The organism is Facklamia sp. P13069, from assembly GCF_050409405.1.
GTDB lineage: Bacteria > Bacillota > Bacilli > Lactobacillales > Aerococcaceae > Facklamia.
This window is the reverse complement of record NZ_JBNUPN010000005.1, coordinates 52,790-76,831: the sequence shown is the minus strand read 5'-3', so window position 1 is coordinate 76,831 and position 24,042 is coordinate 52,790. Positions and strand designations below refer to the sequence as shown.

The following is a 24,042-nucleotide window of genomic DNA, read 5'->3' as shown; positions in this document are numbered from 1 at the left end:
AAACATCCTTTCAATTTTTATTTAATTTGATAACGAATCAAGCCACTCTATGACTTGCAGATAAACCTCTCTCCCTTTTGTTAAATTTGTTCGATCGAAATCATGATCTGCAGAAGCAACCTCAATCAAATGACTTTGATTAGCGAATTTGTTTAGTTGTTTTGATTGTTGAATGGGAACATCAGGGTCTTTATCAGCATGGACAAGAAGTAAAGGAGGTAGTAGGTTAATTTGCTCTTTAGTGAGTGAAAAACTGTTTGGATCATCCGTTAGAAATTCAATCCAATTTCCAACTTGTCTACAATAGAGGTAGATTAAATAACGCTCATTTTCGTTTCCCTGACTGATAGGTTTGTTTTGAATGAAAGTCTCGATTAATTCTTTGGACACTTTCGCAAATTTATTATGGTAAGGATTAGGATAGATAAAGTTTGCATCATTTAACTTGTAATAGCCATAAAAGCTGATGATAGTTTTCAACCATTTAGAAGACCTTCTTGTAGCTAGTTGTAGGGCAAGATAAGCTCCGGCTGACCGGCCAAATAGATTGTATGAAGGATCTATTTGGCCTGCTAATTGATAACCTGCATTTTGATACCATTCAAGAGTTTTGCTTAAAAGATTAATGATTTGCTCTAAATTACTTTCAGGAGCTAATAAGTAGTCAAGAGCTAGTATCGAATATCCTTTACTGTTAAGTAATTCGATATATTCGCCCGGCAAGTCTTCGCGTTGGCCAAAAATCAGTCCACCACCGTGAAGATAAATCAACATCTGGCTTTGTGGCAGTGAAGATCTATATAGTGTAGCTGAAATTTTATAGTGAGGAGTTTGAAAAACATCAATTATTTGTCGAATTTAAATCACCTTCTTCTAAATAGGGAGATGGAGCCCATTCTTGTAAGGTTATTTTAACATTCTTTTTAACGCATCCACTACAAATTTAAAATGAAAGAAACCTTATTTTTGTTCGAAATGAACAAAAGAAGGCGTTTTATTTGTAAACTGAGCAATCGAATTATATGAAGGAAAACGATATAATAGTAGACAAAGGGAGGGGTTTTCTTGTTATTCACAAAAATTCAAAAAGGTAATTATCAAGACTCTATTAACTTGATGCTTTTATCAGCAGAAATTAATAAAGTTGATGGTGTTACTCAAGCACAAGTTATGATGGCGACGGATGCAAATAAGGATATCTTTAAAGGGGCCGGTTTATCTACTCCTGAATTAGAATCTGCCGGTGCTAATGATTTGGCAATTGTAGTTGAAACAGAAGATCAAGCAGTTTTTGACAAAGTTTTAGAAGAAATCGATCATTTTCTGGCAGACCTAACGGTTAAGAAAGAATCTGATAATAAGGTAGATGTTGATAACTGGGAGGAAGCAATGGAAGCTTTACCAGATGCTAATTTAGCCTTAGTATCTATTCCAGGAGAGTATGCAGCCTATGAGATAGAAAAGGCGCTTGATAATAATTTACATGTTTTCTCATTCTCAGATAACGTTTCAATGGAAGATGAAGTGAGACTAAAAGAGAAGGCGCATGAAAAAGGACTCTTATTCATGGGGCCTGATTGTGGGACAGGAATCATTTCGAGTATTCCAATGGCCTTTACCAATGTTGTGAAACCAGGAAATATTGGCGTGGTTGGAGCTTCAGGGACAGGCATTCAAGAAGTCACAACTATTATTGATCGTTTAGGTGGTGGAGTAGTTCACGCTATTGGTACTGGTGGTAGAGACTTGAAGGAAGCAGTTGGCGCACGTACCATGATTGACGCCATTATCGCTTTAGAAAAGCACCCATTGACAGATGTCATCTGTGTTATTTCTAAACCACCTGCAAAAGAAGTAAGGGATCAAGTTGTTAAAGTATTACAATCCCTATCTAAGCCTGTAGTAGCCATTTTCTTAGGTGAAAAACCAACCGAACATATTGGTAATGTAGCTTTAGCTTATACATTAGAAGAAGCAGCTAGAATAGCAATAGACTTAGCTAATGGTGAAGAAGTCAAAGCTAAATATGTGGACGGGTTAGATAACCAAATCCAATCTCAATTAAAAGATAAAACAGTAAAAGGTCTCTACTCAGGTGGAACATTAGCAAATGAAGCAGCTATGCTAATTGCAGATGCTTTAGAACTAGGAGATATTCAAAACGAAGAAGGTTACATCTTAAATACGCACGGTTTCCAAGTGATGGACTTAGGAGACGATGTTTATACACAAGGTAAACCACATCCAATGATTGACCCAAGTATTCGAATTGAAAAGTTAGAAGAAGCTTTTGCAGATGAAAAGACAGGTGTTATTTTATTAGATGTTGTCTTAGGATATGGTTCACACCCAGATATGGCTAATGCTCTGATTCCTACTATTCAAGAAAATCTCTCAAAATTGGTTGATAGTGAACGTGAAGTTTATGTTGTTGCGACTGTAACGGGAACACCAAACGATCCTCAAGATTACGATAAGGCTGTAGCCAACTTAAAAGAAGCGGGCGTTTATGTTGAAACAACTAACGCAAAAGCGATTCGTTTAGCTTTAGAATTGATGGGCGTTCACTATCAATTTGCTGCTAAAGAACATGTGGCTTATACAGGCGAAAAGATCGAATTACCTAGTCCAAGTGAACACGTTCAAGAATTAGTGATGACTTCTCCACGTGTTATAAATATTGGTATCGAAAGTTTTGTGGATCCAATTATTAAGTTTGGAGGCAAAGCTATTCAATACAACTGGCGACCAAAAGCAGGTGGCAATAAGAAATTAATCAAGATCTTAAATGAACTAGAAAAACATGCAGAGGCTATTGATGAAGCCAACCAGAAAGTAATTGGTCGTATGCGAGATTCGCAACCTTACTTAATCGATGTGAAATATGCTAAAGAGGTTATCCCAGAATTAAATACGGATAAAAAAGTTGTTTTACATGCTGGACCACCAGTGAAATATGAAAACATGACGGGTCCAATGCAAGGTTCAGTTATTGGAGCGATGCTATTTGAAGGCTGGGCTTCCAATCATGAAGAAGCACAACAACAAATTGATGCTGGAGAAATCACCTTCATGCCTTGTCACCATGTGGGCGCAGTAGGCCCTATGGGCGGAATTACTACTGCTAATTTCCCTGTCTTTATCGTTGAAAATAAAGCAGACGGTACCACTGGTTACTGTATTATGAACGAAGGGATCGGAACGGTATTACGTTTCGGAGCCAACAATGAGGAAGTTATTACTCGTCTTGAATGGATGCGTGATGTATTAGGGCCTGTATTAGGACAAGCGTTACGTCAAATTGAAGGTGGTATTAATGTCAATGTTATGATTGCTAAAGCCATTACCATGGGTGATGAATTCCACCAAAGAAATATTGCGGCTTCCCTTGTATTCCTAAAAGAAATTGCTCCAATCATTACATCCTTAGATATTGATGCTAAACAAAAGCAGGAAGTGATTCAATTCTTAGCGGATACCGACCAGTTCTTCCTCAATATTGCGATGGCTACTGGCAAAGCGATTGTTGACTACGCACGTAAGATTCAAGAAGGCTGTATTGTTACCACTATGGCACGTAATGGTGAAAACTTTGGTGTTCGTATTGCAGCCATGGGTGACCAATGGTTTACTGCACCTGTTAATACGCCGAAGGGTCTATATTTCACTGGTTATAGTGAAGAAGACGGTAGTAAGGATATCGGAGACTCTGCAATTACAGAGACTATCGGTTTAGGTGGTTCAGCCATTGTAGCGGCCCCTGGAGTGACACGCTTTATCGGTGCAGGTGGTTTTGAAGACGCAGTTCGCATTTCCAATGAACAAGCAAAAATAGTCAGCGCACAAAACCCTAACTGGTCTATTCCAACTTGGGATTTCCGTGGAGCTAACTTAGGAATCGATATTCGTAAAGTTGTTGAAACAGGAATTGAACCAATTATTAATACTGGTATTGCACATAAGAAAGCAGGTGTCGGTCAAGTAGGTGCTGGAACGGTTACTGCTCCGATTGCTTGCTTTGAAAAAGCTTTAGTAGCTTTTGCGGAATCATTAGGAATTAAGGTGGATGAATAAGCTAGTAGCGGATAAAACAGCCCTATTGATCTCGACTTATCTTTTCCCCTTAGAAGATCAAATATATTGGGTCGACTCTGTCTTTGAACATGGGATTAATTTAGTCATAAGAAAGACAGAGGGTTCACAACAACTGATTTATCTTTCAGCAGTTAATCAAGAAAAGGCTTCTGTAATAGGCGTTCAGTTAGAAAACAAGCAAGTGTTTAATCAGTTGATGCGCTGTCTGAAGCCGGGTGAACAAATTCGACAGCGTAACCATTCATGGATTGTCTATACGCGCCCTTTACCCCTAAAAATTGATCTAGTCGACTATCAAAGATATTCTTGTTGTTTACCCGCTTATTCTTTAAAGCTAACCGTTAAAGATTTAAAACAGCTTATTGATAGCCTGAGAAAAGCCAAAGTTTATCAGCAATCGGCTTTTAATAAGTTAGCTACACTGCAAAATTACTATCAAAACAAATTGCTTGGCGATCTACAAAATGATTTATTGACTGATCCAGCTAAAATGTCAGATTTAGTCCAATTTCTTTTTGGTAAAGGGCTTGGACTAACTCCTTCGGGAGATGACTTTTTACAAGGAATGCTAGTTATGGAACAGAGTCTCTTAAGTCGCCGAGGTCCAATTGCTTCGTTTGAACAAACCTGTGTAATATTATCTAATCTCATCCAGCAAGCGCTGAAAGTAAAAGCAACAACTAAAGTTAGTCAAGCCTATTATCATGCTGCTTTAGCAAGACAAGTCAATCCGATATGGCTGAAATTGATTGAGGCGATAGAGAATCAAGCAACTGATCAGTTAAGTCAATCAATTCGTGCAATCCAATCGTATGGGCACACTTCAGGTAATGATATGCTCTTGGGAGCACAATTTTACTTACAACTAATACTAAAAAACAAACTTTTAAAAGGAGAGGTTTAAATGGGATATAAAAACAATAAAACAGGTTATAGAGAGGGTTTATTAGAAAGCCGTGCTGTGGTTGAGAAAGACTTATATGCAATTTTACCGCATGATGGTTTAGTGAATAATCAGATTCCAGGATTTGAAAATGTTTTGATTTCAATTTTAGGCTCACCTGCTCTTGGCGCTAGCTTTAATGATTATATTGCAGAGTTCCAAGAAGGCGGTAAGAACGAACGTGGTTTTGGTGGAGAAGGGCTTGAAACATTTGCTTATGTTATCTCAGGCAAATTAAAAGTAAGTGATGGTAAAGAAGAACACCTATTAACAGATGGTGGCTATGCTTTCTTCCCAGTAGATCAATTAATGTATCTAGAAAATGCTCAAAAAGAGATAACAGAAGTTTTCTTGTACCAACGACGTTATGATGCTATTGAAGGTCATGAAGCGCATAAAGTGGTGGGTAATAAAGCTGATTTACAACCAATTGAGTATGAAGGTATGAAAGACGTCCTCTTATGGAACTTCTTGCCAACAGATGATTTTGGCTTTGATATGAATATTCATATTCTTGAATTCCAACCAGGAGCTAGTCATGGATATATCGAAACCCACTATCAAGAACATGGTGCTTATCTACTTTCTGGTCAAGGAATGTATAACCTTGATAATAAGTGGTTCCCGGTCGAAAAAGGTGACTACATCTTTATGGGAAGATATTCTTTACAATGTGCTTATGCTGTTGGACGTGACGAACCTTTATCTTATGTTTATTCTAAAGATGCTAACCGCAACCCTAAACTATAGGAGGATAAAATGACAGATAAAAATGAAACAGTAAAAATTCAAGCCAGTCGTCTACAAGACTTAATAAAAAAGAAGTTAATGGCAGCAGGACTACCAGAAGATTCGGCTTTAGAAACGGCTAAACACTTAACTTATGCTGATTTATCTGATATTCATTCTCACGGAGCTGTTCGTGTTGCATATTATGCTGAACGCATTGCCAAGGGGGGCGTGACCAAAGAACCGAAGATTACTTATACAAAAACAGGTCCTGCGACAGCTACTTTTGATGGTGACAATGGTCAAGGACATTATATTGCTAATCTTGCTTTAGAAAAAGTCATCGAATTAGTAAAAGAAAATGGAATTGCCATGGTAGGAGTCACCCATGTTAGTCATACAGGTATGTTAGCTTACTATGTTGAGAAGTTGGCAGAAGCTGGTTATGTTAGCCTGTCGATGACACAATCTGATCCTATGGTAGTGCCTTTTGGAGGGTCTGAAAATTATTTTGGAACCAATCCGATTGCTTTTGGTGCACCTCGCAAGGAGGGTCGTCCAATCTTCTTTGATATGGCAACCACTGTTCAAGCTTGGGGCAAAGTCTTGGATGCGCGTTCAAAGGGCGAGTCAATTCCGGATACCTGGGCAGTTGATGCTGAAGGTAATTCGACCACCGATCCACATAAAGTAGCAGGTCTTTTACCAATTGCGGGTCCCAAGGGATATGGTTTAATGATGATTGTTGATATTCTTTCGGGTATGCTCTTTGGCTTACCTTTTGGTAAGAGTGTCTCTTCAATGTATAATGATTTAGACAAGGGCAGAGACTTAGGACACGTTTATATCGCGGTCGACCCAGCACGCTTTACTAGCTTGGATCAATTTACTTCCAATATTGAACAAATGGTAGAGGAGTTGCATGCTATCAAACCAGCTGATGGCTTCGATCAGGTCTACTATCCTGGAGAATTAGCGGTTTTAAGCACAGAACGTAATCTTGAAAAAGGGATTGATATTCCAAAACATATTATCGATTACCTTGAGTCAGATACTGTTCATTTTAATCAGTATGGTAATAAAGGCGCTTTTGCTGAATAAACCACATAAGCTTAGAAAAAACAAGATAATTAATAAATTTAAAAATAGTCTAACAATCTATCAATTGCTAGACTATTTTTTATATTGAAGAAAGTGATAAGCGTCAAGTCTTTTAAAAAAGGAAGATGAAAATCAGTTATAAAATTGCTCAAGCAAGAAATTGTTATTTTGGTTAGTCTCAGTCTAAGTTGTTTTATATCCTATAAAAGATGGCTTGTAAAAGTAGGAAGGAATTAAATCTCTTGGTATAATGAGTTTACTAAGGAGATGGTTTGTGTGGTATCCGTAGAAAAATTATTAACAATCGACTACCTCTCGGAGATTAAATTATTAACAGATAGAAAAACAATTGAACACCAAGAAGTTAGTAACGTCGAAATAACTGAAACACCCGATGTTGAGTTTTATATCAGTCCGGAGACGTTAATTCTTACAACCGGAATGATTTTTAAAGATGATCAGTTGCAGATGATTCCCTTTATCGATTCATTAATTCGTGCTAAAGGAGTAGGTTTAGCCATTAAATCAGGACGTTTTCTTAATGGAGAACTCCATCCCAAAGTGATTGATTATGCCAATCAGCGCAACTTTCCTATTATTAATATACCTGATAAATATCCACTCGGACGCTTACTCCATCAAATTTCAAATTATATCTGGAATCAACGAAAAGAAGAAATTGAGTTTGCGCTAAGTATTCAAAAGCAATTCTCAGACCTTTTACTTAACAATACTTCCATTGATAAAGTAATCAATGAATTCAGTAAAATCATTAAATGTCCGATTATTCTCTTGAGCCCAATAAAAAAAGTGGTGAGTTATTCGCATCATTTCACTAAAAAACCACTTCTTATCCAATCGTTGCAGGAGCAGTTTCAAAAGCGATTTAAACAAAAACAAGTCCCTAATGATTATTTTAAAATGAAAGATGAAAATGACCAGACACTTCTAATCTCTGCCAGCAGTGTCTTTGTATTTAAATACTTTCCCCATTACTTGCTCATACTAAACCCAGAGAATATGACCTACCCCATATCTGCCTTTACGATTGATCAAGCCAAATTAGTTCTTTCCTATATTCTTTATAAAACGGAAAAAGTTTTTTCCAGCTATTTACACACTTCCTCTAGTTTTATGTTAGAGACTATGGGAGGAGATACCTTAAATAAAGGGATTCTTTATAAAACGATTGAAGAAATTAAATATGTTGACTCCAACTATTACTTGGCTGTTGAAGTAAATGTTTCAAGTGCACTGGAACCTAAATTAAAAACAGTTAAACTCTATGAAAAATATGCGTTAATTTTAGATTTTCTAAAAATTTATGGTCAAGAATATTTTAAGGATATGTTTTTATTTCAAACAGACGCTAATGCCCATCTCTATCTAATCTTACAAAATCATGTCGGTAATCTGGATGAGAAATTAATGCAGTGTCATGATGATTTGTTAAAACTGGTTAATATTGACATGATTTTTAGCGTCGGCGAATCAGTCAGCTCAATTGATCAAGTATCCAGGTCGATTGACCAAGCGTCCTTAGCATTTAAAGCTCGATTGACAGATTATAATAAAGAGACTATTAGCTATTATAACAATTCGGGAGTTCAACATCTTTTTCACGATATCGACAGTAAAGATATTAATTATTTTTGCGAATCAGTACTAAAAGAGTTAGCGTATCCTCAAACAAATAATTTAAAAGAATTACGTGAAACCCTTAAGGTATACTTAGATAATCAGTGTGAGACAACGTTAACTGCCAATATACTATTTGTTCATCGAAATACCGTCAAATATCGTATTGAGAAATGTCAAGAATTATTAGGAGTTGATGTTACCGACCCAAGAGCGTCCTTAAACATTAGAATAGCCTTAATGCTTAGCGTCTAGCTTATCAGTCATATGCAGATCAGTTTGAGCAAACTCTTATGGCTCATCGCTGGAGTTAAGAGAGTTTGCTATTTTATTGCAAAGGACTTTAATAAAGATAAAAAATGCTAAAAGTTAAAACCTCTTGAAAAAAACGAACGTACGTTCTATAATGTTGAAGAGGTGATTCGATGTTGAAGGAAGAACAAGCGCTGGAAATTAATTTTTTTGATTTGGCCTATCGACAATTAGAAGAAGATTATATGAGATATTCAGCTGTAGGTTTGCCTCTTTATTGTGTAATCGACAGCATTATTAAGATGATGCAAAGAGATGAGATAACATTTTTTATCTTACCTCGAGCAAAAAGTTTAGACGGCAAAAATCATTGTTTTTATTTTCGTGTAGTTGATAAGTTCTATGAATATCGTGGCTGTGATTTGTTTTAAAATTTATTTAATGGACAAACATGCAGAACATATTATTAATAAGTAAAGATGTTATAATCAAAATGGAAACGTTTTTTTGAATTGAGTTGAGGGGTACCTAAAGGTCGTTAGTTTAAAATGTAAAAAGGAATGATAAATATGTTAGAACAAACAAAGAGTCAAGCTGTTAATAGAACAAATTTTTGGATAATAGCTGATTTCATCTCTTTTTTTCTTACCATATTTGTCAATTATTTGGGGGGATCAGGTTTAATTAATGATATGAGCCAGCAAGAAGTATCTGCTAAATATACAACACTGATTACTCCCGCTGGTTTTGCTTTTAGTATATGGGGTGTGATTTACACCTTAGTGTTAATCACGCTGACTTATTTAGCCTTTAAGCGTGATGATAAAAAAATTATGCATACTATTTCACTGATTTCTCCTTTATTTATCGTTTCCTGTCTTTTTAATATGGGTTGGATCTTTAGTTTTTCATACGAATTGATAGGTCTTTCTGTTGTGATGATTTTTATATTACTCTTAGCATTAATGAAACTGATTGAAAAAATTAATTATAATAGTAAAAACATTTCTTATAATTTACCAGCTTACGCTTTTACACTCTATGCTGCTTGGGTTTTAATCGCAACTTTTTTAAACATCTCTATTTTCTTAGTCAAAATAGGCTGGGATGGCTTTGGTATCTCAGATTCAGTGTGGTCATTGGTGGTTATTATTATTGCCATTGTTTTTGTTGTAGGCTATGTCTTTATGTATAAGAATGCTTTCTTTCCTATCTCAATAGCTTGGGCTTTCTATGGCATTTATAGTAATTATGAAGAAGGTGTACATAGTTCGGAATTAGTAACAAGTATTAAAGCTGTCTTATTAGCTGGTTTAGCTATCTTAGTAGTATCGTCTATCTATCGGTTTGTTAGGAATAAAAATAGCATCTTCCCAAAGGATCTAAACAGCCAAAATCAATGAGTAGAAAGGGAACAAATATGGTGGGTCAAAATTTCAAAAAAAGAAAGTCAATCTCTTTGGAGAAGAAATAAGTATTTAGTTCTTTCTAAATTACAAAATATTTACTTAGAGATTAAAGAGCACCTTAAAAATGATCATGTTGACCTCGAATATGTTCGTGGAAAAAAGATATTGCCGAAAAATGCCAGAAAACCAAAAGCAAAGCGTAAATGCCTTGCTTCATGGATGGGCTTATTTTAAAAAACAAGCCAATCAGCAGGAAAAAGATGATTTTTAAGCAGCTTAGAGGTCTATCCACAAGGAAAAATCGAACCAAAAGATGTCATTAAATATATCAACCATTTACTTGAGCGATACACCAATTCTTATTTGCAGGCATCGACTTTACTAAAATAAAAGCGAATTTAAATAAATTTCCAATTAGAGTCTTCTACTCATTTAATTTAAGTTTTTAACTAGGATTGAATGGTGAAAGGCTCTTTTTATTAGAAAAAACCTTCCAAAAGGAAGGTCAAAATTAATTAGAGTTAATTTGAAGGTTGATATCTACCAAATGCGATAAGCTATAGCAAAATCCATTTGGCCAATAGCTTTATCCCAACGACAAGTCATAAAGGCAGCCATGTCATCGCCATTTCCGTAATAGGCAAGGAAGGGAATAGAATCTTCATTATAGAAATAGTTATATTGGAAGTCGGTTTGAATGGGAATGATTGCTGTGATTTCATAGCCTTTGGATATTCCGTCCTTATCTGTAACAATAAATTCATTACCCGGTTCAAAATAATTGTTGCTAGCAAAGGGAGCAAAAGCTCCTGTATTAATATGGTCATAATAATGACCAAAAAAGGTACGGATACCATTCATTCCAACTTGAGGAACACCATCTATCCCTAATACATCATTCACTTGGTCAAAGTCATCTTTACTGCCTGTATTATCTTCTAAAGGAATATATTCGACGACGATCCCATTTGATTCGATGGTATTGGGGGTTTTTCCTAAAACTTTCCCCTCGGTATGCATAACGTCTAAATAGTTTTTTGGAATGATGGCTTCTTGATTTTGATAGTCTTTGTTCTTCTTATCATACTCTGTGACTTTTGAATTGCCATCCTTGATTAATTGTTCGGTCATCGCCCCTGCTTTAGCAGTTTCTTTTTTTTCTAGTTTCAAACTGGATTGAATTTTTGCAGGAATTCTCTCTTTTTCTTTATTTTCAGCACTGGCCTCAAGGGTTACTGTCATAATTCCTAATGTTAAACAGAGGACTTTAATAAAAAATTTATTCTTCATAGTGACCACCTCTCAAATGATTTGTTATTTATAATATGCTATACTAGTTATCAAATAGCAACAACTTTCACTTTAATGTAATATAGAAGAAAGATTGATATATAAATCTATAACATTAAATCAGATTATTCAGCTTAAAATTATCAAGCAATAAATTTAATTCTTAGCTAAAAAGGGTGTGTAAGATGAATATTCATTATCAAAGTAAACAAAATCTATCTAATAACGACATACAAGCAGCAAAAGATCTCTTAACACACAAACATCAAGTGGATCGAACCTTTTCTGATCCGTATCTATTTAATCGATACAATTTTGATCGATCAATGCCTAGTTTTTTTACGGCCTATAAAGATCGGAAAATGATAGGTTTATTAGCAGTTTATGCCGATGATGCTGAAGCGGAACTTTCAATAATTGTCGATCCAAACTATCGACGCAAGGGCATAGCATCTAAACTTTACGAAAACTTTCAATCAGAAACTGCTTCTTATGGAATTAAATCTCTTACTTTTAAAACGGAACGCATATTTATAGATGAAAATCCAAAATTTTTAGTCTCTTTAAACTTATTGTTAACAGATGAGGAAGTATTAATGGCTTATGGGACAAGTCCTTACTCAGTTGAAGAACGTTTTGATATTAAAGTTCTGATTGCTTCTGAGGAACATGTAGAGGAAATTGCTCGCTTTCAATCCGAAAGCTTTGAGGATGATTATGAGCTGAGCCTACGATATGCTAGAGAAACAGTAGCAAACCAAGAAAGCCCCATCTATGTAGCCCTATGCCAAGGGAATGTAGTTGCATCCATTTCTGCTGACCAAAGCTCAGATGTCAATTATTTATTTGGTGTTGCAGTGGACCCAAATTTTCAAGGGCAGGGAATTGCCACTTACCTAATGAAGCAAACAATTAATGATTTGATTCAATCAAATCATAAGCCTTTCCACTTAACAGTTGAAGCAGATAACCAAACTGCATTTAATCTTTATAAAAAGTTAGGGTTTAAGGAAATCACTCGTATTGTCCACTTAGAACTTAAAAAATAGAACATTTAGTACAGCCACTTGACTTTCTAGCTCTTAATTTATGAAAGCATTATTTACTTTCAAATAAAGTTTGACAGATCAATAATTTTGGACTATACTAGGTGAGTAGTAAAGAAATAAGTTAATTAAGTCATTTCCATTCAACAAATGTAAATCTTCTTTTTAATTATTTAGTTATTGCAATACAAAGTGCTTAAGACGCACACAGGAGGATTTATATATGAATACAGGTACAGTGAAATGGTTTAATGCCGATAAAGGTTTTGGTTTTATCGAAGGACAAGATGGGAAAGATGTTTTCGCACATTTCTCAGCTATTTCTGGAGACGGCTTCAAAACATTAGATGAAGGCCAAGCAGTGTCTTACGATGTTGTTTCAGGCGATCGTGGCGACCAAGCCGCAAACATTGTAAAACTTTAATATAATTTAAACCCACCAGCTTTGCTGGTGGGTTTTTTTGTGTTTTTTATAAAAGGATTGACAAGTGTTATATACTGTTATACACTGTTTACGAAAGGGGCAAAATGCATGCAAATAATTATCGATAATACAAGTATGACTCCTCTTTATGAACAAATTGTAGACCAGATAACTGCAATGATTCTAGCAGGAGAAATACCGACTGCAAGTGCGCTTCCTTCCGTGAGATCCCTTTCTAAGGAATTGAAGATCAGTGCGCTAACGGTCAAAAAAGCTTATGACCAATTGGAGAGAGAAGGGTTTATTGAGACAGTTCATGGTAAGGGCTCCTATGTTTTAGAAGCCAATCAAGAACTTTTACGTAATGAACAGTTGATGCAAGTGGAAGCTATAATGGCTCAAGCAATTGAGAAAGCACAACTTTTTCACTTAAGTAAAGATGAAATGCAGTCCATATTTGATTTATTAATGGGGGATTGGGATGTTAAAAGTTAATCATTTAAAGAAAAATTACGGTTCTTTTCAGCTCGATTGCAGTTTGCAAGTTAAAGAAGGAATGGTAACTGGCTTTTTGGGTAGGAACGGATCTGGCAAGACAACGACGATTAAGGCGATTCTTGGTTTGATCTTTCCTGATCAAGGGGAAGTTGAACTTTTTGGGCGTCCGGTTAATCAGTTATCTGGTCATGACAAGGAGAAGTTGGGGGTCGTTTTGTCGGATTCCAATTTTAGTCGAGTGATGAATTGTAAAGATGTTTTAGCTATCTTAAAGCGTAGCTATCGAAACTTTGATGAGGCCATGTTTAGACATTTTGTAGACCAGCAAGGCTTAACGTGGGATAAAAAGTTTGAAAAATTTTCGACAGGTATGCAGGCAAAACTGAAAGTAATTACGGCCATTTCGCATAAAGCTCAATTTTTAATAATGGATGAGCCGACCTCAGGGTTGGATGTAGTGGCGCGTGAAGAAATATTAGATATTTTGCGTGAATACTTAGACGAGTCTCCGCAAACGAGCATTTTAATTTCTTCCCATATTGCCACAGATTTGGAAGGGATTTGCGATGATTTCTACCTTATCGATCAAGGTAAAATAGTTATGTACGAGGAAATGGATCAACTTTTATCTAGCTATGGTATTTTAAAGCTTCGTCAAGAAGAACTGGATCAGATCGATCAATCGCATATCATTAAGATTGATCAGACAAATTATGGTTATTGCTGCTTAACCAATCAAAGACAGTTTTATTTGGAAAATTATCCACAAGTAATTATCGAAAAAGCTTCGGTGGATGATTTAATTAAATTAATGGTAGGTGGTCGCAAATGAAAGGATTGCTTTATAAAGATTGGCTACTAATTCGTAAGATGGGTCTGCAATTTCTGATACCAGTAGTGGTAGGAATCATTGTGCTTTATAGTGGGGACGATAAATTATTTTTTATGACTTACACCTCGATGGTAGGTCTATTCTCCATTATTTCGACTATTTCTTACGATGAGTATGATAATGGCATGCCCATGCTTTTATCGCTACCGTATACACGGCAAGACTATGTGCGTTCAAAATATTTGTTTGCAGTTATAACCATCGTTACTTTATTGATTTTTGAAGTGGGTTTAATCACCAGTATGGCTACCTTCAAAAATATTGAAGAATTTTCTTTTACTGACAACTTTCTTGAAATATTGAGTACTTTAGTGGTATCTTCTGCTATGTGTTGGATTTTGCTTCCCATTTATTTAAAATATGGTGTTAAAAAAGCAATGATTGCCATGATGGTAGTAGGTGGCTTATTATTTGGAGGAATAATGGGAGTTCTTTATCTTATTAAGGAGTTTAAGTTAATTTCATTGGATCAAATACAGTTCTTGCAAAGTTTCTTAGCAAATGATTGGAATGTTTTCTTTTTATTTATACTAGTGATAGCAGGAATGATGGGCATATCCTATTATATAAGTAACAGAATCATGCAAAAGCGGGAGTATTAAATTATGAAGGCAAATATAGAAATGTCATTGATCAAGATTAAACGTTCACTTAAGTCATTCATATTAAAATTCAGCTTAGAAAATCAATGCCCCTTTTTGATGTTCTCCACGAATAATTAATCAGTGTAAAGCGATGTAAAATTAATAAAAGGAGGTGGTGGCTTATAAAAGGTTTGCTATATAAAGATTGGCTATTAATTCGCAAGACCAAGTTACATATTTTTTTACCAATAATAATGATTTTCATTATCTTGTATATTAAATCTGGTGACCTGGCTTTGATGAGTGTTATTTCAGTTTCAATCTTATCTTTGATACTGTCACCCATGACTTATGATGAGAGGGAAAATGGGATGCCAATGCTTTTGACCCTACCATATTCGCGCGAAGATTACGTATATTCAAAATACTTTTCCTTAATCATAGGGTTAATAGGTTTATTAGTTTTTGAAGTTTATTTGACTTCACTCGTCGCTTATTTTCAAAGTCCACAAACTTTCAATTTTATAGACAATCTTTTGACGATACTAATGATTTTGGCTGTTAGCTCAATCCTGGTTTTGATACTGTTACCTATTCAATTAAAATTTGGCTCAGAAGGGACACTATTAATAATCTTTAGCTTTTTAGTCCTTTGTATTGTTGGAGTGGTTCTCTTTTTATTCAGTGAAAAGATAATTTCAACAGATTTATACAGGATTTTGAAAAACTTCTTTTCAAATAAATGGAGCCAACTCTTTACTTCCATACTAGTCATGAGTTTTACTTATTTTGCTTCCTTAATTATAAGTATGAAGATTATGAGAAGACGTGACTATTAAATGAACAAGGGAGTAAAATTCGACAATCATTTAAGTGTTTTCAGCTGAAACATTTCATCGAGTAATAATATATAGGATGTTAAAACAGTTATTTAATAATTTGTATCATTTCAATTGGCTTACAGCCACTTGACTTTCTAGCTCTTAATTTATGAAAGCATCATTTACTTTCAAATAAAGTTTGACAGATCAATAATTTTGGACTATACTAGGTGAGTAGTAAAGAAATAAGTTAATTAAGTCATTTCCATTCAACAAATGTAAATCTTCTTTTTAATTATTTAGTTATTGCAATACAAAGTGCTTAAGACGCACACAGGAGGATTTATATATGAATACAGGTACAGTGAAATGGTTTAATGCCGATAAAGGTTTTGGTTTTATCGAAGGACAAGATGGGAAAGATGTTTTCGCACATTTCTCAGCTATTTCTGGAGACGGCTTCAAAACATTAGATGAAGGCCAAGCAGTGTCTTACGATATTGTTTCAGGCGATCGTGGCGACCAAGCTGCAAATATTGTAAAACTATAATATAATTTAGACCCACCAGCTTTGTTGGTGGGCTTTTTTTGTTTGTGCTTTAAGAGTTTAATAAATTTTAAAAATCTCCGTACTGATTTCTAACATTTGAAGCGCGCATTGTCTGAGATTTCCCAATGTTTCATAAGCATAATCTTCGCCGAGAATAGCTCGTGTAGAATCACTCGGTAACAATTCTCTTTTTTCCATTTCAAGATGCTCATACCATTCTTGACTACCATAATAATCGATGAGTTTTGCTATTTTTCCGATTTGGCCTTGGAACGCATCGAGTTGTTCCATTAATTGATTAACAGATTGGTCAACGGCTAAATAGTTTGTTTCCATTTCGATAAAATGCTCAATCTTATCCATTTTATATCCCCCTAAACGAATTATTATTATTATTTTATCATCATTTATTAACCTTGCGCTAAAAAGAGTGAAACGAAAGTGGCAGGGACAGTTTATTTAGGTAATAATAGAAAGAGAACAATAAAAGGAGGCAAGATTATGAAGATTATTGAAGGAAAGATGCCTTTCAAAGGGCATGAAACCTATTACCGCGTTGTAAATCAAGCAGGTAGCAAACCCCCTCTACTCTTACTCCATGGGGGGCCGGGATCTACTCACAATTACTTGGAAGTTTTAGACCCACTTGCTGAATTGGATGATCGCCCATTGGTTATGTATGATCAAATTGGTTGTGGTTTATCGATGGTTGAAGGGCATCCTGAATTATTTACCGCACAGGTATGGAAAGAAGAATTAATTGCTTTAAGAAATTATTTAAAATTAGACCAAGTTCATATTTTAGGACAATCTTGGGGTGGGATGCTGCAGCAAATATATCAGATTGAAGAACAACCAGAGGGGATAAAATCTTATATCTTTTCATCAACGCTTTCATCCGCTAAGCTTTGGCGCCAAGAAGGGATGCGCCGAGTGAATCTAATGCCAGAAGTCTATCGTCAAGCGATATTAATGGCTGAAGAAAGCGGCAATTACCAATCACCGGAATACCTTGAAGCACTTAATGTCTTTATGGAAAGATATTGTTGTGGTCCAGTCACTGAAGATTCACCTGCTTGCCTAAAAAGAGAAAAGGCAGCTGGTTCAGAAGCTTATCTAGTGGGTTGGGGGCCTAATGAATTTACGCCGACTGGGACTTTGTCTGGCTTTGAATATACGGAGCACTTAAGGGAAATCGTACAACCATCCTTAGTGATCAGTGGGGCTATGGATCTTTCTTCTCCATACATTGCTAAAACTTTGTATGATAATCTACCCAATGCTGAATGGGAGTTGTTCCAGTATAGTCGACATATGTGTTACATTGATGAAACGGAAAAATACATTAATGTCTTAATGAATTGGTTAAATCGAAAGGATTAATGAAATCTGAGGAGGTTCTATTTAATTAGACATTCAATGCGAGACCTTACTGTTAAAAACGGATAAGTGCCTTTAACGGTTGAAGAAAAAATTGATTGAGGAGTTGGCAATTTTTTGAAGATAAAGAAATCAGTGCTATTTATGAGAGTCCATATCTTCATGTCAAACAAACCATTGAACCTACAGCTGAACGATTAAATTTAAAATTTATTTAGCAGAAAGATTTACGAGAGCGTAGGATTGGGGAAGGGGGAAGAGTTTTCTACAATTGCGCAAAACCAATGGGATAATTTTAATTATAAGTTGTCGAATAGTGAGTCATTACATGAAGTATCTCATCGAGTCGTATCTTGTTTTAAGGAAATAACAGAGCAATCACAAGCTAGTATCATTGTTGCTAGTCATGGCACAGCTTTGTCCGTACTAATGAATGTTTTGACAAAAAACAGTTTGCTTATCAAGATTTCTTAAGTATGAAACAACTGCAAGTTTATGAATTAAAACATTCTCAAAGACAAGTTGAAGAGTGGGAAAAATTAAAATTCATTAGTTCGAGAAGCGGACTATTTTACTGGACATCGCATTTTTAATGAAGGAGTGACCCTCAAGTTCAGATATTAATCAACGTATCTTAAGGCATTATTGATGGATCATGTAAGAATCATGAAAGGTAGTAATTATTATCTTCCCTCACTAAGCATAATAAAAATTGTCTTTCTCTTGTTAACAACTAGAGTATTTAGTAGGATAGAAAAAAATGAGAGGAAGGATATGAATAGCCACTTACCTTTACATGAATGGGATCATAATCCCCAAGCCATTATTAACCCTAAAGAAGTCACAGAGAAAGTAGTAAATTTTCCAGACACAGTAGTTTCTTGCTTTTCCTGCTTAACTTTCCAAAGAATGATCAGTGATTATCCACATGAAGCGATTGCTTCCACTTCTACTGCTCAGGGCGAGATTCCTATTTATCAGCTACAAATTGGAAAACAAACGATTGCTGCTTTCAATTCTCAAGTAGGAAGTCCGGCTTGTGTAGGCGTCCTGGAGCACCTATGGGCAATGGGGATGAAACGTCTCGTTTTATTTGGAACCTGTGGTGTGCTAGACCCTAGTATTGAAGAGTTATCAATTATTATTCCAAATCGAGCGGTGCGAGATGAAGGAACCTCTTTCCACTATCTTAAACCAAGCTATGAATTAGATGTAAATAAAAGGAGCTTAGAAGATTTTCAATCATGCCTCAATCAAAAAGGGGTTTCATCGCGTATTGGTAAGGCCTGGACAACGGATGCTATTTTCAGAGAAACAATTGATCGGTATAAAAAACGAAAAGAGCAAGGCTGTATCTGTGTCGATATGGAATGTTCAGCCGTAGCCGCCTGGGCTCAATTGCGATCAGTTGAAGTGTGTCACTTCTTTTATGCTGCCGATCATTTGAGTGAAGAAGCTTGGGACAGCCCGTTCTTTATCCGATCATCTTGCCTTAGATTCTAAGGCTTTCATTGCTCAAATAGCAATTGAGTTTGCTTTAATATGGAAGTAGACTAAAACAAAAGCAGCGACAAAAAGGTCGCTGCTTTTTCACTATAAAACGTCGTAAAGGTCGATTAAAGCACGCGCAGTATCCAGCGAAGAATAATTAATGATCTGATATTCAAAATTTTTATTTTTAAGTGTGTAGTGTTGATCATAGTATGAAAGGATGAGATCTTTAATGACGGATGCATAGTCACCTTGATTAAGGGATTCTATATGCATAGCCTTGCGTTGCGGGTTCATCTTATCCATTCTGTTCAAGCTTTCTTTAATCTCTGCTAAATTTTTTTGATCAGAAGCATTAATATATTCATCTTCGATTCGTTCAATTCGTAAATCTATTGGTGAATCAATGTAGACTTGATGGGGGGATTGTTTATATGCTTGATAAAGGGTGTGGGGGGTGTGCACCTTACCAATGCTAGCACTTTCTCCTTCAATAAAAACAATGCCTGGTTGGAATGATTCAAGTTTGTTAATTAGGGCTGCCTCGTAATTAGCTTGGCTAGGTTGTTGACCCAATCCAATCTGACCAAAATGCGACCCTCTATGATTCGCTAAACCTTCTAAGTCTAATACTTGGCCACCCATTGCTTCGATGTGTTTTAAAATCAAGGTTTTGCCCGTTCCAGTCATACCGTCTAAAGATACGAATTGAAAGTGATGAGGTAGTACTTCGAGTTGATCTAATACACGTTGGCGATAAGCTTGGTACCCTCCAGCTAATTGATAGACAGTCAAACCGAGTCCATCTAATAAACCAACAATTGAAGAAGAGCGAAAGCCACCACTTTTACAATAGAAAATTAATGTATGGCCATGACTAGCTGTTATAATATGTTGAAAAAAGGTCGGTAAAATACCACTCATAAAATTAATACCAACTTGTTTAGCCTGGTCAATCTGTCCTTGGCTATAAAGTGTTCCAACCTCATGGCGGGTTGAATCATCCATAACAGGAAGATTGATAGCATTTGGAAGGTGGCCTTGAGCAAATTCCTTAGGACTTCTGACATCTATCCAAAGTGGGTTTAATAAAGATTTTGATTGTTGATAAGAAATTAAATATTTCAAAAGATCACATTCCTTTAGTTACTAAATAGATAAGTTCAATATTAAATTTTACATCTAATCACTATAAAATGAAAGATTAGATTATTTTTCTTGAAGAAAGACTGTCAACCCCAAGCGATTATGTCCCGAAATTTGATTAATTTGGGTACAAGTAAGAATTGATCGAAAGTCCTACCGGGCTTTGCTTGGTTGCCTCTTCTTGTCTTCATTTTATATCAATACGGTTGATAGGAAGCTGCTTTCTACGGATGAGACAGAGGTGGGATAGAAGGTTTAGCTTGTTCAATTATCGCTTGCTCTTATAGATTTTCACTGACCGACTTATGCCGATGAATTTCTTCCAATGCATAGAGTTGATCTTTGTAAGAGGCAAACAATTCTTGTTTACGGCTTTCAATCACCAACACTTTTGTCTTTTTATTCAAATAGACGGGCTTAGCTTGCTGATCAATGAGACGATAACGATGCTTTTGATACTGAATGGCATGCTTAGCTTGAATACGACACCAATTAAAGCGTGCGAGAATAGGATCTAAATTCATACCCTTAGCTAGTCTTTCAAAGGCGGTTATGCTAGGCTTAATTGAGAGGGCAATTTGATTATTAAACGTCTCTAAATGGATGGGAGATAGCAATTGGCTTCTTGAATGGTTTGGATATTTGCAAGCTTCATCTCATTGAAAAGACGGTCTTGAAACATACCGAAGAGTCGCTCAATAGGTCCTTTGGTTTGCAGAATTGAAGTGGAACTTAATTGAATACCATGCGTCTGACACGCATATCCAAATTGAGTGGAGGCCTTTTGTTCGATAACTTCGGACAAAGAGGCCTCTTTGCGTTGTGTCCCTCTTTGATCGAAAAACGATCGATTATCTGTCAAAATTTCATAAGGTATGCCATATTTTGTAAGAAATTGTTGAGTAACTTCAGAATAGCCATTGAGGGTTTCTTGCGTATCAAACGAAGCTCCAACACCCCTTCCCATCGCGTCATCAATAGTAGTGTGAAGATGATAATAGGAAGTATCTCCTTCAAACCACTGGTGTTGTGAAGCATCCATTTGAAGGGGATCGCCAGCATATTTTTTACGTGGACATACCAGGTGAGCCTTTTCAGGAGAAAGAGTAATTACCGTTTGAGAGAGCGCCTTATCCCGTTGAGAGAATGTTCCTTTGGCTTCAATTTTTTGTTCGAGAGCTTGTCTTAGTTGACGACGTGTTTGTCTTCGCGCTTTAGGAGACACTGTCTGATGTTTTTCATGATATTTGGAAGAGTCGATTCGAAAATTTGAATCTGTTCACACGCCTTTAATTTTTCACAGAAGTGTTTAAAATTGAACCCTTCATAGACAGTTTGGTACAAATGGATAATCTTTTTTCAATTGTTTGACTTATTTTATTAATTGGGGAGTGATTAACTTTTCCATGTTGAAAGCCTAATTTAACATAGGTTTTATAGACAGTTAATCGTCGTTTATTGAGCGGCGCGATAAACCGAGCTCCACTTGGTCTTTGGCTTTTGATTTTCGGCCCTGTGCAACCGATTGAATGACAGCATATTTTCTTTGCTCGAACATTGTTAATCAAACTTTCATCTAACTACCCCTGAAAGAAGTATAACTCAGAAATGGGACATTTTGATTTGTGTTCTCTTGAGACATTATCATTTACGTTTAACAAAGAGTCGATTATTTTTAATAAAGTCTTGATTTTTTTGAATGGTCGGGCTATAATAAGGAAAAATTTTATTAGTCTTTAACCGTGTACGAGATACATGAAAGATTTATTTGAATAGTTCATTGGAGAAACTCTCTCTAATGGGATATCCTTTTATGTGCGCAAGAGGTCAGTAACGGTTTTTCGTTACTGACCTCTTTTTTGGTTAAAACTAAGCGAATTCAACTTATGAAAGGAAGTATGAAATGACGCTTACGACCCAAATTGCCAATCAACATTTTAAATCCTGTTTAATGAATGCCGCCGGGGTTCATTGCCAAACAAGAGAAGAGCTAAATGAAATTTTAGACTCTCAAGCTGCTACTTTTGTTACCAAAACAGCTACTAGTCAAGCGAGAAAGGGCAATCCTGAGCCACGCTATGTGGGGAATCTTCACGGTTCAATCAATTCGATGGGCTTACCGAATTTAGGGATTGATTATTATCTAGACTATCTTTCTGAGTTAGATCGTTCAGATCTTTTCTTGTCGGTAACGGGCCTTTCTAAAGAGGAAATCTACCAAGTTTTGCATAAAGTACAAGATGCTTCATTCAATGGCTTGATCGAATTAAACCTGTCCTGCCCAAATGTAGTCGGCAAACCCCAGACAGCCTATGATTTTGAACTCATGCACGAGATTTTGACAGAAGTGTTTAGTTTTGTAAACAAACCACTAGGAGTAAAATTACCTCCTTATTTTGATCTGGTTCACTTTGATCAAGTGGCCGCAATCTTGAATCAATTTCCGCTTTCTTTTGTCAATTCAGTCAATTCAATTGGTAATGGTTTGTGGATTCAAGATCAAACTGTTGCAATCAAACCAAAGCAAGGCTTTGGAGGGATTGGAGGAGCCGCAATTAAAGCAACGGCTCTGGCTAATGTACATGCCTTCTACCAGCGTCTAAATGACTCCATAGCCATTATTGGGACAGGGGGCGTTGCAAGTGGGCGTGATGCTTTTGAACACATTCTTTGTGGAGCTTCAATGGTTCAAGTAGGAACAGCTTTGATGGAAGAAGGACCACAAATTTTTGAGCGATTGAATCAAGAATTAAAGGCTGAAATGGCATCTTATGGCTATCAAAAAATAGAAGATTACCGCGGTAAATTACAGTACATGGAGGGATAAAATAATGAGTAATCACAACTTAGTTTTTAAGCATTTTGAATCAACCAAGAAACTAAATTCAGGAATGGTAATGAAACTAATTCATCGAGCCATCGAATTTAAAAACCTTGATCGCTCACTATTACCACAGTATCCAGGACACTTTGTTTGTAATGTTTTTTTGGAAAATTCGACAAGAACGCACCTTTCTTTTGAAATGGCTGAGAAAAAGTTAGGTATGCCGGTTATTGCTTTTGATGCTAAAACATCTTCACTTTCCAAAGGAGAAACCCTCTTAGACACTTTAATTACACTTGAATCTTTAGGGGTAGATACAGTTGTGGTACGTACTCGCGAAGAAAATTACTTCGAGCCGTTGATGAAATCACCGCACTTGAATTTGTCAATTATTAATGGTGGGGATGGGGCCTCTCAGCATCCTACACAGTGTATGCTCGACTTGATGACCATTTATGAAAAATTCCAACGTTTTATTGGTTTGAAAATAGCAATCGTAGGAGACCTCAGTCACTCTCGTGTTGCTCATTCTAACGCTGAAATTTTATCTCGTTTAGGAGCTGAACTATATTTTTCAGGACCAGAAGAGTGGTATGATGAAACCTTTGATCATTTCGGAAGCTATCTACCCATTGATGAATTGATTGGAGAAGTCGATGTCTTAATGCTCTTAAGAGTTCAATTAGAACGCCATGACCAGCCAGATAGTTTCGAAGCGGAAACCTATCATCGTTTATACGGTTTAAATACCGAAAGAGCCAGTCGCATGCAAGACCATGCAATTATTATGCACCCTGCACCGGTCAATCGAGGGGTAGAAATTGCTGATGAATTAGTCATGTCAGAAAGATCTGTAATAGCTGAACAAATGAAAAATGGTGTATTTATGCGTATGTCAATTATTGAAGCAGTTATGAACGGAAAGTAGG

At 36.0% G+C, this 24,042-nt stretch carries 24 protein-coding genes and 2 pseudogenes; 20 read left to right on the top strand and 6 right to left on the bottom strand.

Translation table 11 applies throughout. The annotated features are described in order from the left end of the window. Positions 1-21: 21 nt before the first annotated feature. On the bottom strand, positions 22-774 hold the full coding sequence (locus ACQV2T_RS02580; protein WP_428874211.1) for an alpha/beta hydrolase: 753 nt from the start codon (positions 772-774) through the stop codon (positions 22-24). A 291-nt stretch (positions 775-1,065) separates the two neighbouring features. Between ACQV2T_RS02580 and fdrA the strand changes: the two genes are divergently transcribed. From fdrA to ACQV2T_RS02540, 8 genes and pseudogenes are all read left to right on the top strand, one after another. Then, complete coding sequence (fdrA, locus tag ACQV2T_RS02575; RefSeq protein ID WP_428891881.1) at positions 1,066-4,074, top strand: acyl-CoA synthetase FdrA; 3,009 nt, start codon at positions 1,066-1,068, stop codon at positions 4,072-4,074. Further along, positions 4,067-4,999, top strand: a complete 933-nt coding sequence (locus ACQV2T_RS02570; RefSeq protein ID WP_428893200.1) for a DUF2877 domain-containing protein — start codon at positions 4,067-4,069, stop codon at positions 4,997-4,999. The genes fdrA and ACQV2T_RS02570 overlap by 8 nt, the downstream gene beginning before the upstream one ends. Then, positions 5,000-5,788, top strand: coding sequence for a (S)-ureidoglycine aminohydrolase (gene allE, locus ACQV2T_RS02565; protein ID WP_428875333.1), 789 nt, complete (start codon positions 5,000-5,002; stop codon positions 5,786-5,788). A gap of 9 nt (positions 5,789-5,797) precedes the next feature. Further along, complete coding sequence (allD, locus tag ACQV2T_RS02560; RefSeq protein ID WP_428874216.1) at positions 5,798-6,868, top strand: ureidoglycolate dehydrogenase; 1,071 nt, start codon at positions 5,798-5,800, stop codon at positions 6,866-6,868. A gap of 276 nt (positions 6,869-7,144) precedes the next feature. Beyond that, positions 7,145-8,761: a PucR family transcriptional regulator gene (locus ACQV2T_RS02555; RefSeq protein ID WP_428874217.1), complete on the top strand. Its 1,617-nt coding sequence runs from the start codon at positions 7,145-7,147 to the stop codon at positions 8,759-8,761. A 170-nt stretch (positions 8,762-8,931) separates the two neighbouring features. Beyond that, positions 8,932-9,189, top strand: coding sequence for a DUF5960 family protein (locus ACQV2T_RS02550; RefSeq protein ID WP_428874218.1), 258 nt, complete (start codon positions 8,932-8,934; stop codon positions 9,187-9,189). A gap of 138 nt (positions 9,190-9,327) precedes the next feature. Continuing rightward, on the top strand, positions 9,328-10,161 hold the full coding sequence (locus ACQV2T_RS02545; protein ID WP_428891880.1) for a TspO/MBR family protein: 834 nt from the start codon (positions 9,328-9,330) through the stop codon (positions 10,159-10,161). Between the two features lie 130 nt (positions 10,162-10,291). Continuing rightward, positions 10,292-10,557 (top strand): annotated as a pseudogene (locus ACQV2T_RS02540) (DUF1722 domain-containing protein). A gap of 150 nt (positions 10,558-10,707) precedes the next feature. On the opposite strand, the gene ACQV2T_RS02535 reads toward ACQV2T_RS02540, so the two are convergent. Beyond that, positions 10,708-11,457 carry a hypothetical protein gene (locus ACQV2T_RS02535; RefSeq protein WP_428891879.1) on the bottom strand — a complete coding sequence of 250 codons (750 nt, stop codon included), beginning with the start codon at positions 11,455-11,457 and terminating at the stop codon, positions 10,708-10,710. 185 nt (positions 11,458-11,642) lie between these two features. Between ACQV2T_RS02535 and ACQV2T_RS02530 the strand changes: the two genes are divergently transcribed. The 7 genes from ACQV2T_RS02530 to ACQV2T_RS02500 all read left to right on the top strand — a co-directional run bounded on the left by ACQV2T_RS02530 (position 11,643) and on the right by ACQV2T_RS02500 (position 16,272). Continuing rightward, a complete protein-coding gene (locus ACQV2T_RS02530) occupies positions 11,643-12,506 on the top strand; it encodes a GNAT family N-acetyltransferase (RefSeq protein WP_428885290.1) in 864 nt (287 codons plus the stop codon). 220 nt (positions 12,507-12,726) lie between these two features. Next, positions 12,727-12,927, top strand: a complete 201-nt coding sequence (locus ACQV2T_RS02525) for a cold-shock protein (protein ID WP_428885289.1) — start codon at positions 12,727-12,729, stop codon at positions 12,925-12,927. 108 nt (positions 12,928-13,035) lie between these two features. Further along, positions 13,036-13,422 (top strand): GntR family transcriptional regulator, encoded by a 387-nt coding sequence (locus ACQV2T_RS02520; RefSeq protein WP_428875552.1) that lies wholly within the window; start codon positions 13,036-13,038, stop codon positions 13,420-13,422. Then, entirely contained in the window at positions 13,409-14,257 is an 849-nt protein-coding gene (locus ACQV2T_RS02515) for an ABC transporter ATP-binding protein (RefSeq protein ID WP_428893199.1), read from the top strand. The genes ACQV2T_RS02520 and ACQV2T_RS02515 overlap by 14 nt, the downstream gene beginning before the upstream one ends. Next, positions 14,254-14,919 carry an ABC-2 transporter permease gene (locus tag ACQV2T_RS02510; RefSeq protein WP_428885286.1) on the top strand — a complete coding sequence of 222 codons (666 nt, stop codon included), beginning with the start codon at positions 14,254-14,256 and terminating at the stop codon, positions 14,917-14,919. The genes ACQV2T_RS02515 and ACQV2T_RS02510 overlap by 4 nt, the downstream gene beginning before the upstream one ends. A gap of 173 nt (positions 14,920-15,092) precedes the next feature. Continuing rightward, positions 15,093-15,740, top strand: coding sequence for an ABC-2 transporter permease (locus ACQV2T_RS02505; RefSeq protein WP_428893198.1), 648 nt, complete (start codon positions 15,093-15,095; stop codon positions 15,738-15,740). 331 nt (positions 15,741-16,071) lie between these two features. Next, positions 16,072-16,272 carry a cold-shock protein gene (locus tag ACQV2T_RS02500; protein WP_428874223.1) on the top strand — a complete coding sequence of 67 codons (201 nt, stop codon included), beginning with the start codon at positions 16,072-16,074 and terminating at the stop codon, positions 16,270-16,272. Between the two features lie 57 nt (positions 16,273-16,329). On the opposite strand, the gene ACQV2T_RS02495 is transcribed toward ACQV2T_RS02500, so the two are convergent. After that, positions 16,330-16,635: a DUF4298 domain-containing protein gene (locus tag ACQV2T_RS02495; RefSeq protein WP_428893197.1), complete on the bottom strand. Its 306-nt coding sequence runs from the start codon at positions 16,633-16,635 to the stop codon at positions 16,330-16,332. 138 nt (positions 16,636-16,773) lie between these two features. Between ACQV2T_RS02495 and pepI the strand changes: the two genes are divergently transcribed. From pepI to ACQV2T_RS02480, 3 genes and pseudogenes are all read left to right on the top strand, one after another. Continuing rightward, positions 16,774-17,655, top strand: coding sequence for a proline iminopeptidase (gene pepI / locus ACQV2T_RS02490; RefSeq protein ID WP_428875557.1), 882 nt, complete (start codon positions 16,774-16,776; stop codon positions 17,653-17,655). Positions 17,656-17,895: 240 nt separating this feature from the next. Beyond that, positions 17,896-18,126, top strand: a complete 231-nt coding sequence (locus ACQV2T_RS02485; protein ID WP_428875556.1) for a histidine phosphatase family protein — start codon at positions 17,896-17,898, stop codon at positions 18,124-18,126. A 300-nt stretch (positions 18,127-18,426) separates the two neighbouring features. Further along, positions 18,427-19,204: pseudogene (locus ACQV2T_RS02480) on the top strand (nucleoside phosphorylase). Between the two features lie 41 nt (positions 19,205-19,245). Here the strand turns inward: ACQV2T_RS02480 and mnmH are convergent. The 3 genes from mnmH to ACQV2T_RS02465 all read right to left on the bottom strand — a co-directional run bounded on the left by mnmH (position 19,246) and on the right by ACQV2T_RS02465 (position 21,514). Next, positions 19,246-20,271 carry a tRNA 2-selenouridine(34) synthase MnmH gene (mnmH, locus tag ACQV2T_RS02475; RefSeq protein WP_428875313.1) on the bottom strand — a complete coding sequence of 342 codons (1,026 nt, stop codon included), beginning with the start codon at positions 20,269-20,271 and terminating at the stop codon, positions 19,246-19,248. A 299-nt stretch (positions 20,272-20,570) separates the two neighbouring features. Beyond that, positions 20,571-20,813 carry a hypothetical protein gene (locus ACQV2T_RS02470; protein ID WP_428882395.1) on the bottom strand — a complete coding sequence of 81 codons (243 nt, stop codon included), beginning with the start codon at positions 20,811-20,813 and terminating at the stop codon, positions 20,571-20,573. Between the two features lie 71 nt (positions 20,814-20,884). Then, the gene (locus tag ACQV2T_RS02465; RefSeq protein ID WP_428893196.1) at positions 20,885-21,514 is read right to left on the bottom strand and encodes a hypothetical protein; all 630 of its coding nucleotides are present in this window, start codon (positions 21,512-21,514) and stop codon (positions 20,885-20,887) included. A 678-nt stretch (positions 21,515-22,192) separates the two neighbouring features. Here ACQV2T_RS02465 and ACQV2T_RS02460 point away from each other — a divergent pair. Together ACQV2T_RS02460 and ACQV2T_RS02455 are read left to right on the top strand one after the other, a co-directional pair. After that, positions 22,193-23,116 (top strand): dihydroorotate oxidase, encoded by a 924-nt coding sequence (locus ACQV2T_RS02460; protein ID WP_428875311.1) that lies wholly within the window; start codon positions 22,193-22,195, stop codon positions 23,114-23,116. Between the two features lie 4 nt (positions 23,117-23,120). After that, complete coding sequence (locus tag ACQV2T_RS02455) at positions 23,121-24,041, top strand: aspartate carbamoyltransferase catalytic subunit (protein WP_428874264.1); 921 nt, start codon at positions 23,121-23,123, stop codon at positions 24,039-24,041. Position 24,042 lies beyond the last annotated feature (1 nt).